Source organism: Nostoc sp. JL23 (assembly GCF_017115065.1).
GTDB lineage: Bacteria > Cyanobacteriota > Cyanobacteriia > Cyanobacteriales > Nostocaceae > Nostoc > Nostoc punctiforme_A.
In genome coordinates, this window is the sequence record NZ_JABXKN010000046.1 from 1 (window position 1) to 11592 (window position 11592).

General features: G+C 44.0%; 14 protein-coding genes and 5 pseudogenes. 9 read left to right on the forward strand and 10 right to left on the reverse strand.

Annotated elements, in window-relative coordinates; translation table 11 throughout:
- A pseudogene (locus tag HWQ42_RS09305) lies at positions 1 to 209 on the forward strand (hypothetical protein); the annotation flags it as partial.
- A 62-nt stretch (positions 210 to 271) separates the two neighbouring features.
- Positions 272 to 475: a sigma-70 factor domain-containing protein gene (locus HWQ42_RS09310; RefSeq protein ID WP_292811228.1), complete on the forward strand. Its 204-nt coding sequence runs from the start codon at positions 272 to 274 to the stop codon at positions 473 to 475.
- 239 nt (positions 476 to 714) lie between these two features.
- Here HWQ42_RS09310 and HWQ42_RS09315 read toward each other — a convergent pair whose 3' ends face one another.
- The gene (locus HWQ42_RS09315; RefSeq protein ID WP_292811255.1) at positions 715 to 1698 is read right to left on the reverse strand and encodes a Rieske 2Fe-2S domain-containing protein; all 984 of its coding nucleotides are present in this window, start codon (positions 1696 to 1698) and stop codon (positions 715 to 717) included.
- 61 nt (positions 1699 to 1759) lie between these two features.
- Between HWQ42_RS09315 and HWQ42_RS09320 the strand changes: the two are divergent.
- The 3 pseudogenes from HWQ42_RS09320 to HWQ42_RS09330 all read left to right on the forward strand — a co-directional run.
- Positions 1760 to 2377 (forward strand): annotated as a pseudogene (locus HWQ42_RS09320) (TetR/AcrR family transcriptional regulator); the annotation flags it as partial.
- A 57-nt stretch (positions 2378 to 2434) separates the two neighbouring features.
- Positions 2435 to 2533: pseudogene (locus HWQ42_RS09325) on the forward strand (IS1 family transposase); the annotation flags it as partial.
- A 388-nt stretch (positions 2534 to 2921) separates the two neighbouring features.
- Positions 2922 to 3206, forward strand: a pseudogene (locus HWQ42_RS09330) (abortive phage infection protein); the annotation flags it as partial.
- A 526-nt stretch (positions 3207 to 3732) separates the two neighbouring features.
- Here HWQ42_RS09330 and HWQ42_RS09335 read toward each other — a convergent pair.
- From HWQ42_RS09335 to HWQ42_RS09370, 8 genes and pseudogenes are all read right to left on the reverse strand, one after another.
- Positions 3733 to 4293, reverse strand: a complete 561-nt coding sequence (locus tag HWQ42_RS09335; RefSeq protein ID WP_292811230.1) for a WGR domain-containing protein — start codon at positions 4291 to 4293, stop codon at positions 3733 to 3735.
- A 126-nt stretch (positions 4294 to 4419) separates the two neighbouring features.
- Positions 4420 to 6038 (reverse strand): annotated as a pseudogene (locus tag HWQ42_RS09340) (AAA family ATPase).
- Entirely contained in the window at positions 6035 to 6289 is a 255-nt protein-coding gene (locus HWQ42_RS09345) for a hypothetical protein (protein ID WP_292811232.1), read from the reverse strand. The pseudogene HWQ42_RS09340 and the gene HWQ42_RS09345 overlap by 4 nt, the downstream one beginning before the upstream one ends.
- A gap of 48 nt (positions 6290 to 6337) precedes the next feature.
- A complete protein-coding gene (locus HWQ42_RS09350) occupies positions 6338 to 6565 on the reverse strand; it encodes a DUF2997 domain-containing protein (protein WP_292811235.1) in 228 nt (75 codons plus the stop codon).
- A 2-nt stretch (positions 6566 to 6567) separates the two neighbouring features.
- Positions 6568 to 7017 (reverse strand): DUF1257 domain-containing protein, encoded by a 450-nt coding sequence (locus HWQ42_RS09355; protein WP_292811237.1) that lies wholly within the window; start codon positions 7015 to 7017, stop codon positions 6568 to 6570.
- A 259-nt stretch (positions 7018 to 7276) separates the two neighbouring features.
- Positions 7277 to 8254, reverse strand: a complete 978-nt coding sequence (locus tag HWQ42_RS09360) for a DUF5895 domain-containing protein (RefSeq protein WP_292811239.1) — start codon at positions 8252 to 8254, stop codon at positions 7277 to 7279.
- A 122-nt stretch (positions 8255 to 8376) separates the two neighbouring features.
- Positions 8377 to 8727 (reverse strand): hypothetical protein, encoded by a 351-nt coding sequence (locus HWQ42_RS09365; RefSeq protein WP_292811241.1) that lies wholly within the window; start codon positions 8725 to 8727, stop codon positions 8377 to 8379.
- A 215-nt stretch (positions 8728 to 8942) separates the two neighbouring features.
- The gene (locus HWQ42_RS09370; protein ID WP_292811243.1) at positions 8943 to 9314 is read right to left on the reverse strand and encodes a hypothetical protein; all 372 of its coding nucleotides are present in this window, start codon (positions 9312 to 9314) and stop codon (positions 8943 to 8945) included.
- Here HWQ42_RS09370 and HWQ42_RS09375 point away from each other — a divergent pair.
- The 4 genes from HWQ42_RS09375 (at position 9305) to HWQ42_RS09385 (ending at position 11027) form a co-directional block, all read left to right on the forward strand.
- The gene (locus HWQ42_RS09375; RefSeq protein WP_292811245.1) at positions 9305 to 9439 is read left to right on the forward strand and encodes a hypothetical protein; all 135 of its coding nucleotides are present in this window, start codon (positions 9305 to 9307) and stop codon (positions 9437 to 9439) included. The genes HWQ42_RS09370 and HWQ42_RS09375 overlap by 10 nt on opposite strands.
- A gap of 116 nt (positions 9440 to 9555) precedes the next feature.
- Positions 9556 to 9726 (forward strand): transposase, encoded by a 171-nt coding sequence (locus tag HWQ42_RS35500; protein ID WP_367119047.1) that lies wholly within the window; start codon positions 9556 to 9558, stop codon positions 9724 to 9726.
- Positions 9727 to 9845: 119 nt separating this feature from the next.
- Positions 9846 to 10337 carry a transposase gene (locus HWQ42_RS09380; protein WP_292811248.1) on the forward strand — a complete coding sequence of 164 codons (492 nt, stop codon included), beginning with the start codon at positions 9846 to 9848 and terminating at the stop codon, positions 10335 to 10337.
- Between the two features lie 384 nt (positions 10338 to 10721).
- Positions 10722 to 11027 (forward strand): hypothetical protein, encoded by a 306-nt coding sequence (locus HWQ42_RS09385; protein ID WP_292811250.1) that lies wholly within the window; start codon positions 10722 to 10724, stop codon positions 11025 to 11027.
- A gap of 250 nt (positions 11028 to 11277) precedes the next feature.
- Here HWQ42_RS09385 and HWQ42_RS09390 read toward each other — a convergent pair whose 3' ends face one another.
- On the reverse strand, positions 11278 to 11454 hold the full coding sequence (locus HWQ42_RS09390; protein WP_292811252.1) for a hypothetical protein: 177 nt from the start codon (positions 11452 to 11454) through the stop codon (positions 11278 to 11280).
- Positions 11455 to 11592: the final 138 nt, after the last annotated feature.

Genomic DNA, 11592 nt, shown 5'->3' on the forward strand with positions numbered 1-11592 from the left:
AGATTAGCTATGCTACCCAAACTGAACTTGGTACGAAAGCATGGGATATTTTTATGTCCCTTGTTGCAACTACTCGCAAGTTGGGTGTCAGCTTTTTTGAGTATATGCGTGACCGGATTTTAAAAATTGGTCATATTCCCTGTTTGGCTACTATTATTCGAGAGAAGTCTTCTTCTAACCCATTTGGGTGGTCATGGCAGCCTGAATAAATCTCTACCCCCAAATTTTGAGCCGATACAAATAAAAGTACTTCTTACAATTATTTGAAAGTATGCCTAATCCAACTACCGACCTAGTTCACTCCTACCTCAAAGAAATCGGACGCTACCCTCTGCTAACTCCTGAGCAAGAGATTACAAACGCTAGGCTTGTGCAGCAGATGATGGCGATTGAAGAACAGCGCTCAAGCCTTGCACTTCAATTAAACCGACGTCTTCGACGAATGCCAACGGCGGACGGTTACGCCATCGCATGAAAGTGAGTGAAGCAGTGCGCTCATTCGCTCAACCTAACTCAAACTGGTAAAAAGTAATAAGAATGAATGTCACCTTTGTAAAAAAGAAACCTAATTTACGCACTGTATTTATCGAATCGTAGACATTCGCTACGGGTGAAAGCGTTTATTGATTTTTTAGCAAAACGATTTGGCAGTCTGCCCTACTGGGAAGATACTGCAATTTAAGGGTGTAGGAATCGATGGAATAGATTTGCTGTCTATTTGGAGAGATTCGGTTCCACAACGTCAGGAAAGCTCTCAAAATTGCGCCGCACCCAATCCATGCCTACTTCATTGTTGAGTTTAATTTTCTGAGGTGTATCCGGATAAATTTTGCTCAAAATATCTGCATCTTGCTCGACAACAACCTTGCCAAATTTTAGATAGGTGCTGCCAAACAGCTTAAAGACTGGATGCTTTGCCTGACCAAACAGTAAAATATAAGTCCGGGTGCGATTCTCAGCTTCTGGCACGAAAAAATGACACTGGGCAGCTTTACCAAGCGGCATTTCGCCGTGAAAAATTATCAGGGATGGAAAGTGGTTTTCCAGGTGCGCTTTGATGGTACTGGGCAACAGCATTAAGTCAGGCTTTCTCAGCTTTTCGCTTAGGCTATAGGGAGCGGTCGGCATATCGTAGAAGGCATGGGAATGATGCCCATCGTCAACAAACTGATGAAACTCCACTTCGGTAATCCGAAATAAATCTCGGTGAGTACCATTTTGATGATTGTAGTCATGCATGTTCAGCAGCATCGTCAGCAAATCCGTCTCGATGCTGCGATCGCCTGTATGCCCAACAAAATAGTATTTTTCTGCGATTTCATTCAAAACAGTCGGAATGGCTATCTTCGGCGCGTAGCCGCCATAGGACCAGATGAAATCCCCTTGAGTGATTAATTCTAGAGGTTGTAATTGAGCTAATGTTTTCTTACCTGCTCCGGGTAAAACTGTACAACCTGCGGCATCAAACTGCAACGCATGAAATGGACAGACAACTGCACTTGTCCCATTGCTTTGAACTTCACACCATCCTTCCGATAGCATCGCGCCCATGTGAGGGCAGGCATTGGGTAAGGCATGAATCGCTTCGGTAGCATCCTTCCACATCACGTAATCACTGCCGTATAAAGAAATTTTTCGGGGTTGGTTTACAGACAACATAGACTTGTGCGCCAATAACCAAGGCGCACCGGGAAGCATTGACTGCATGGTGTTCTCCGTTAAAGATAAAATTGTGAAAGATCCGCCGTGTTTCTAAAATATGACAGAATGTTCACGTTCGTCAAGCAGCGAGTTATCAAAAAATCTCCGTCGGCAACCCAAACAGCAGCGGGGTAAAGCACGGGTTGAAAAAATCCTGGATGCGGCAGCGGCAGTCTTTGATGAAGTGGGCTACGAAGCGGCGACGACTCATCTAATCGCAGCTAAAGCGGGAACAGCAATCGGCTCTCTCTATCAGTTTTTTCCAGACAAAGCTGCCATTTTCAAGGCAATGGAGTTACGCCATACGGAGCGAGTGAAAGCGATGTGGGCACGGGTGGACATCCCAGCCATTGTGCAACTGCCGCTTTGCCAAATGATTCATGCGATTGCCACTGCTGTAGCAGCGCTCTTTGAGCAACCCGTGTCACGGGTGGTGTTTGTGCAGTTTTATCTAGCCCGTGAAATTTTCCAGACGATCGATGAAAGCATGACGCAGGAAGCAATCAACTTCATGGCAAGTATTCTGAGGCAACGCAAGCCCGCCCTCGCCGAGGAACAGTACAGTCTGCTGGCAGAAGTGTGTGTGCATAGCAGCAACGCGGTGATGCTGGCAGCCCTCCGCAGCCCAAATCAGGAACACTGCCAACGGTTAATTCAGCAGATTGAGGACTTGCTGGTATCCTATTTAGAGCCGCATCTGGGAGATTATCAGTCGAATTATGTAATGAAAGTAATGGTATGCCCTCAATGTCGATCGCAGCAGTTATCGAAAAATGGATATCGCCGAGGCAAGCAGTGCTACCGCTGCAAGGATTGCGGGCGGCAGTTTGTAGAGGGTGGGCGATCACATTTTTCCTATCCCAATGAGCCACCTGGGTAACTGGAGCTATCTTGGCGTCACCGTGTCAAATCGGGTAGATTGTACGCGCTTGGCTGAAACTAAGATGAGGTAAGCCTTTCAAGAAGTGTTTTTTGGTGAAGGAACTATGATTATGCTGCTAGTAGTCTGCCAACCCAAAAATGCACTTGTGAGAACTGGGGAAAGGGGAAAGGGTACTGGGTTTGGGATTTAAACCCTTTACCCCTTCCCCCTTCCCCTTAAAAGAGCCAAGTCACGAAAGCGAACTACTAGTTTTGATCAAGTTTGAACGAAAAATCGTCGTTTCAGACACTTGAAAATTTTTTAGCGTACAAAAAACCTTTTTCGGCACGGTGATGCCTTTAACGAATTCGCTGAAGATTTCCTGCAACACCTGTGGAATAACTATTTCCGCAAATATTTGGTGTCGGAGAAAACAGCAGGGAATACAGTCGGTACAAAAATCAGCCGTAATCAAGAAATTTGGGAAAGTCTGTATATCTCGGCGCAGAGTTATCTAAATCAGCACTTGATGAAAATGGTCAACTTTAGTAAGCAAGAAGAAGAACCGAAGGTGACACAAGGTGCAAACAAGAAGGGAAAAGGGAAAAGGGGTGAACTCAACGCGACTACTGTTCCCAAATAGTTTTTTACCGAACAGGGCATGAGATGTACGGGAATGACCCAACATTTGGAATCAACTTAACCGAAACATGATTTTAGCAAGCTTGCCAAACCCCTGGGTAAAGGCATATTCAATCTCTGCGGGATCACAAATCTCTGTTAGTTTGGATTTCAGCCCAGGAAGTTCTCTAACCTCAATACAGATATTTACATATACGTCTTTAGTCTGACTTTTCACGGGATCTCGAAAACCTCTCTCCAAACCTCTCTCCTGCGAGGAGAGAGGCTTTGAATTCTCCCCCTTCCCTTGTAGGGAAGGGGGCTGGGGGGTTAGGTTCCGCGTTAGCTTTTCCACATGAAGCCATATTAAATAAAAATAAACATTACCAGGTAAGAATTCAGGAGTAAGAATTCAGCTATTCTGAATAGTTAAAGAATCAAATCAAGACTTGATAAACAAATATCCTATATTTAATAAACTCTTTATATATTCTGATTTCTGACTCCTGCCTGCTGAATTCTTACAAAGAAGCTTTGTGGTAATTAGTTTACAAATGTCTCCAGAAGTTCTTACTGATAGTCTTGAGACTGACTACCTTGGGTTCTGCTGTTGCTTCAGGGGCATGACCAACAGCCACCGCAGCAGCAATTGGTGCAGGTGTCGCTAACAGAGAATTGAGTAATCCCATTTGATAATCAACATCTTCTACTGAGCGATATACCCTGTATGGTTCAATTTGCATACCCAAAGGTGTTGGGACAATCTTTAGATATTGATTTAGGGCATTGATATAAGCAACTGAAAAATTTCTCTGCTCTACATAAGGACGGATAATCTCTAGTAATTCAATCGCTCTGTTGATTTCAGAAACTTCACAATTACTGTCGATTTGTGACTGACTTCTTCTGTAGCCTTTCATCATCTTTTCGGCTACCAGATTGTTAAATTTACTAACCGCTCTTTGATGATTACCTAATGTGTGGACTTTAGTCTGTGCTTGATAGCCGACTCTGCCCCACTGCACTGTTAAATTACTATCTTCGACAATGGCCGCCCAGAATTTATTGCTGTTCTGGATAGCATCAACAAAAACTAAATAGGTTTCCATGTTTCTTACCCTGTCAATTTCCTAACTTCAGGGCATTGCCCCATCTGAGATAGATATACTGAACGCGATCGCTACGAACCTAAAAGAGCGATCGCCTCATAGAATCAGGAGACAATCGCTTTTTCATCAGTTCATATTGCGAAACTTACCAGCACGCAAAGATTGAGTTTTTGCTGCAACCACAGGGCTACTAGCCCGTCGTGCGGTGGATGCCCACGCCTGCATTCGCTCCACTGCCGCCGCATCCTGAATTGCAAGTGGGGTGATGCTTTGACGACAGGTTTCGAGGTCAGCAAGCGTTACCTGCTGCGGTCTACCCTCATCGAATGCCAGCAGAGCAGCTTCCGAAGCTAGGGTTTCCAGTTCTGCACCGGAAAATTTCGCGGTATTGGCAGCGATCGCTTCGAGATATTCGGATTCCAGGTGAATGCCAAAACGTTGTAGATGAATCCCCAGAATCTGTACACGCTCAGGTTCTGTGGGCAAGTCAACAAAGAAATTTTCATCGAAGCGGCCTTTCCGTTTTAGCTCACTTGGCAGTGCAGAGGGGTCATTGCAAGTTGCCACGACAAACACACCACACTGAGATTCGGACATGAATGTAAGGATATTGCCCAGAATCCTCTGTGAGACTCCACTCGTGTCACCAGTTCCCGAAAGTGCTTTTTTTATTTCGTCAATCCATAAGACGCAGGGTGCGATCGCTTCTGCGGTCTTGAGTGCGCGGCGGATATTGCCCTCAGACTCGCCTACCAAACTACCAAGCAGGGAAGCAATGTCTAGCTGTAGGAGTGGTAAATTGAGTATGTTGGCAATGTTCTTAGCGACACTCGTTTTACCCGTACCTGGAGGCCCAGCTAGTAACACCCCTTTGGGTTGGGGTAAGCTAAGACTTCGTGCCTCTTGTGTAAACAGACGGCGGCGACGATTCAACCAATCATGCAGTAAATCGAGTCTGCCGAAGGGTATGCTGGCTGGTTTACCTAACTCGATACCCAATTGAGACAGTAGCCGAGTTTTGTACTCGACGGCTTTGGGGATAAAATCAGCGTCAACGACGACACCATCATTAGTTAAGTTTTCTTTGACTGTTAACCGAAGGAAATCACTAATTTCTTCTAAGGTTAGACCCAACGCTGCACGAGAAAGAGTTTCAAATTCAGCATTTTCTAGGGAAATAGTAAAAGTCAATTCCTGTTCAATAGCAGACTGTTGTAGGTCATGCAAATAAGAAGTGATATGCTCAAGTATTTGGTCAATACTAGGTAAAGGGACTTCACAATAAGGAATCAATCTGACTAGGGATTCGTGTAATTGTATGTTCTGACCCAACAATACAATGCGTTTATCTGTGGGTTTTAACCTGTGGTAAAGGTTTTTAACTTTGGATAAAATCTCCCAACTCAATTGGGGTGAGTTCTTAGCAATAAAGGGGTGAATATCTCCGAGAATAAATATACCATTTCCGCTAAAATTCGCAATGTAATCAAACACATATAACAATGGGTCAGCGTGTTGTGGTTTCTTATACTCTGCAACTGGTTTAAACACCAATCCCCCATCTGCTGCGATTAAACATTGCTCCAAGGTTGATACTCCCAGATTCCAGAAGAAAACTGGACATGAGAGCTTATTGTTAGCTTCAGCAGTCAACCACTGAATAATCGTCGCTTCATCAGGAGGACATCAACCGCAGCGATGGGGATTTGTGAATCGAGCGTGGAGAGAAGATTTGAGAGATTCATGATTTTGGTATTTGATAAGGAACTGGAAATAATTCGTCATGAGTGTTGACCACTTTCACGACTACCTCATAAACTTCGGCATCGCCGTCAAAAACCTCAGCTATACCATTGCACTCTGGTTGAGCAATGGCAGAAATTAAAGCATTCAACAGCACACACAACCCTTCAGTATTCGCTTTGATAATCACGGGCTGGCGTGGTTTTTGCTGGGCGTAAACGCGGATGAAAGGATACTCTTTAGGTAGGTACATAAAATTTCTTGGGGGAACCCAATCGTCGCGGTTCCCCTTTTCCCTGATTTACTGCCGTAAGCGAATAGAGTGAGTTGAAGTTGTCCGAAGTTGTTGGGTTTGGGCTTCGTCCTTGTAGATGCGTAGTTTACCGCCGTAGGCATCGCCCTCCACAACTCCCAACGCGGATTCAAATGGTTGCGTAGCTGATAAACAACTCAAACCCTCAAACCCCTCAGCCTCTACACGAACTTCACCTGTAGCGCTGTCAAAATGAATCAGTATTGAACGTTCCATATTTATCTCCTCACGTACTGTTGAACTTCCTGATGTCCAGCAAAAGTCAGCCGTAGAGTTTGCACACTTCCGTTGGTTTCTTCAGCGATCGCGCATTCACCAAACCTTTCTTGTAACTCGGCAGCTTTAGCTCTCACCAAACGCTTACCGTAAGCCAGCATCAACTTGTTACTAAAGAAGTCTTGCCCTAACTTCGGAACTGTTTCATAACTGTCGTGTATTACATCATACACAGCATTATTTTGGTTCCATTTGAACCCGATGTCTGCACGGGCTTTTATGGTGCGACCAGATACGATGATTTCAGCGCTTTGTCCTTGAGAGCCACCGTAGTATCCTTTTAGTGATTGTGCTATTTCGTGAACTTGCGGATTCAGCTTCAAATCTTGTAAAGCTTGTATTAGACATTCACGGTTAGCAAGCTTGGTTTTAACTGTTGAGAAATGCGACATGAGAATTTTGCTCCTATATGTAGTAGAAGTGCGGTATTCTTTTGAGGTTTATATGCATTTTTCGTTTAAGGTATTTAGTCTTGAGCGAATTCACCCTCGCCCAAGACTGTTTTTTACCTGAACTTGAACGACATCACGGTAGCTTTCGATAAACCCACGTTGTCAGTCGCAAGTGATTGTAGATTGCGTTGTTCATCTAACAACTTGATACGGATCTCTTGCATTTTTTGCTGCAATCACCTCAATAAGTATTTGTTTATTAAGAAGGCACATCCTCCCAGTAACCAACTTCATCATCATAATTTGCTTGCATAGACTGCAATTTGTTGACGAAGTTAGCAAATTCTTCGTTAGTTAGTAACTGCCTTCCTTTTTTGCCATAGTTGTCTATGAGAAACTGTTTGCCCTTTTCTTCTTTCCAACCTAAAGCTTCAATCAATCGTTGCGACTCCATCATCAATTGATTGCGATCGAGTGCATGAGACGTATGGTTTGGTAAGTTATTGTTAGGCAATCCTTTTTTCCACCAATCGCTAATGGAATTATGCACAAGGGCAATTTCTTGAGCTATTGGTTTCTTGCCAATACAATAACTTTCCCAGTTGAGCGCAGTTGGCTTTTCGTATCCGGTACATACACAGGCATTGGAAGTTTGCCCCCCTTTCTCACGTTTCTCTGTTTTCAATGTGGGGCAAAATACCCACATCGAATGCCAAAGTAAATTCTTCGGTTGGTGATGTTTGCCTTGAAAACTTGCATAAGCTTGTTCGCAGGTTTCACGGAATGCCATTAGTTGTTGATCAAACGAAACTTGAAACACTCCCCAAGCAGTTATTTGTACTGGTGCGATATGAAGAGGTTGATTTTGGGCATCGACGAAAATCACCATATATCGCCTACCGAATTTGTAGGCGTTTTTGTCCAAACCATCACTGTTACGCCAAACTCCAATCACCTTTCTATCGTTTCCGTATAGCAGAGGCGATCGCCCAATCACAAGTATTCGTGGTTGTCTATAAAGAGCGCCAGGAATGCCTATCTTTTCATCATTTTCGTCCAACTTGTTAGTAAGAACTTTATACTCTTTCCCACCTTCTAGTTCTTTATTTTCGTACCATCCTGCTAATTGTTGATTTTCGTAAGCAATCCAAATGCCTGCGGGTGAAGGAATGCTTTTGGCTGCTGGGGTCTTTTCGTATGCCTTGTGTTCAGCAGAATCAAAGTCAAAAGCTGTCATAGTAGCTGCCTTTGTTTAATATTATTATTTTTCGCAAAAAATAAGCGAAGCTTTAATCCTGGGTGGCGAATGGCACTGATTTTAAAACAGTGGTGGAAGAAAATTCTCTTCCACCATTTCACTTACGCCGCTACCAACTCCCGACGAACTTGCGGCAGTTCAATCGGAGCAGTTGCCCTGGATAGCACCTTTACAGCCTCTTTCACACTCCAATACTGGACTCCATCACCACAGCGCCAGTAATAAGTCTTGGGGTCGTTTTCCCATAACTCATCAGCGTTTCTGACCTTGAAGAGTATGCCCAAAAACTCACCATCTAGATATACGTTGTGAGCCGTCTGGAGGTCAGTGCGTCGTACATAGGTCAGTCGATAGCCGTCCACTAGCGTACACAAGTCTTCTGCACGAGTCCCGCAATACCCACAGTTACCGCACCCATGTCCTTCGCAGTCTGGACAGATGGCAGCAGGCATATTCCACTTCGGCAGTGTAAAATCCCATTCAGCCGGTGGGGTTAATATTCGAGCCTTGTGAGAGATATAACAACCAGCGTGACCGATTACTTTATCAGAATGGTATTGGACGCTTAACGATAGCCAGTCAAACCAATTCGCAATTATGAATTCGCAATTCGCAATTTCTTTCTCACCGCATAAATACACGGACTTAAATTCTGTCTCTGAATGAATCAGTTGATAATTTTGTTCGTAATTGCGAATTGCGAATTGCGAATTGTTCTGTCACAATCACCTAACAAGCCTATTTTCTCAGCAGCTTGTTTCAATTCCTCATCTGACTTGTGATTGCACTTTACTGGAGCAGAAAGACTCGCTTTTACCTCTGCAACAGCGCGTTTGAAAGATTGTTTGTGGTAACGAGCATAGCCGTGGATCATTTTTACCCACACGATATCATCACTGTTGATCCAGATAGTCACTACATCTTCGGGCTTGCAGTTTTTGGAGTAGTCCGACTGATTGACGATGGTTGCAATGATTTGGCGATCCTGTGTGGTTAACGGATCTTTTGTTGGCGTAGGGGCTGAAAGTTGTGTCATCATTAGAAATTGCCTCTTCTTTAGATGGTTGGGGCATAGGGGCGATCGCACAGTTTTCCCGAACGGAACGATCGTCCTATTTTTATTGGTCAGTTTGTTGTGCTTTCAGCACAACACTCTCAATCTAGATTTGGCGAAGCCTTATAGAACCGATTTGGGATCTTGGAAGAACGGGTAAAATGAGAAATAAATGCCCTACTCCAGCAGCTTAACCGATAAATAGTGGGCAATCATTGAACCACTATTGCCGCAGAAAAAGCAAACCAGACCACCAAAGTGGACAAAGCGACAAATCTTAGCTGGTATCTTCTATCAACTCAAGAATGGGTGTAACTGGTGTGATTTACCCTGCATATTTACCGCCCTACTCAACGGTGTTTTGGCATCTCCTTGCAGTGGCGAGAAGCGGGAGTAATAGAGCAGATGATGACGACGTTGCATGGGAAAGTGCGCGCAGACGCAAAAAAAAACCAAAATGGACAACCCTACTGATTATCGACTTCGGTTGCAGTCAAGAATACCTGCAATGCGGGCGTGGAGTCCAAAGGGTTCTGTCATTACAAGTGTACCAATGGCATCAAACGGCACTTGGCAGTAGATACTCTCGGTCTACCATTCTTCACCCACTGCACTAGAGCCAGTGTGAGTGATGACCTTGGCTTGATTGAACTATTGAGCCAGAACTTGGATTACTTTCGTGCCAAGCCTATGAATATTCCAAAGATTACGATTCTGCTTGACCACGGCTACCATCCAGAGAAGATCACAGCCGCCCTGCAAACACTTTATCCTCAGATTATGACCAAGCTCAGATTCCAACTGGCACCCAAACCCACGAAAGCAGAAAAAGATGCCCCTGGTAAAACGGGGTTTGGTTGCAACTCGTTGGGGGAAGAGAACGTTCAAATTTGGATGGAACGATGTAAGAATTTGGTCAAGAACTTTGAGCGAACATTGCCTCATGCGACTGCCAAGCTCAATCTATGTTTTATCAGACTCATGCTTAAGCGGTTAGCTCAGGCATAGATATCAAATGGGTTCTATATATCCTTGGACTCCATAAACCTGTCAGTTCACAGATAAGGGCACTCTACTGCCGAGGCAAGGTCGGATCAAGTTATCCGGAAACTTCTCAACGTCTCCCCTCTATCAGGTTTCTGCGATGCGATCTGCTTTGCAGCAACGCTTCGTGATCGCTTTCAGCCCCTACTCATCCCTACTCAATCTTCCAATTAGGCGTATAACCAGAAGTAACTTGGCTATACATTTGCAAGACCGATGCAGAAATACGTCCTGAGAGTTTTGCGATCGCCCATAGCGCTCTTGTAAAATCATTTTCAATTGTTGAGAATTCGCAAGAGAAAAAAGTTTATGGCACATATGTCCGGTCAAGACCCCTCGGAAATCACAATGGCAACGGTTGATGAAGAACGAAAAGGCGCAACTTTCAGCGGTACGGTCATCCTTGGTATAGATCCTGAGGGTGGGGAAGTCGTTTTCTTTAGAGACTTTTTAATTGAAGATTATAAAGGCGAACTTACCGCAAATCTTGCAACAGATGGCGATATAACGAAAAGCATTGATTTAGGCGAACTCGATCATAAAAGCCCCAGTTTTAGCCTGCCAATTCCGCTGGGAACGGATACATTACCCTACAATACAGTCGTGTTGAGCGACAAAAAAAGCAAGAAAAAAATCCTGACGATCAATCTATAAAATTTGTAACTTAGCTCGTAGTTCAGCCAAATTCGATTGCCCTCCTGTATAGATATCAAATGGGTTCTATAAAAGTGTTCAAGGGTAAAGCGTATTAACTGATGTCAGAACACCAGACAGCACAAAGCTGTAGAGAAGATATTGGGATATTACCGTGTCCTCTGTACAGCCATGTGATAAGAATTGATTGAAAAGGCGATTGCATACTACTGAGTACGCAATCGCCTTAATTCTGGAAATATTGAAGTTTTTACAACCAGTTTTCAGACTTGGTTTGGTCATCGGAATCATCTCCGGTGGCTTGAGCAATACAAGTTTTTGGCTTCCGGCTGCTAGTCCTGGTGGCGGCTGGTTTTAGGTTTCGTATCGTTAACTCGATTTGTAAGGGTTGAATTTTGAGCGCTTCTTTGTTTTTCAAAAGAGGCATCGCGCTCGTCTCCTCTTTTATGATTACCATATTACTACGCTCACCAGTGGTTATCAAGTAATTTTCACTGGTGAGCGTAGTAGGGGACTTCCAAAGAATAAATTATTCCAAGAAAAACAAGAAATATGTTTTCTCAAG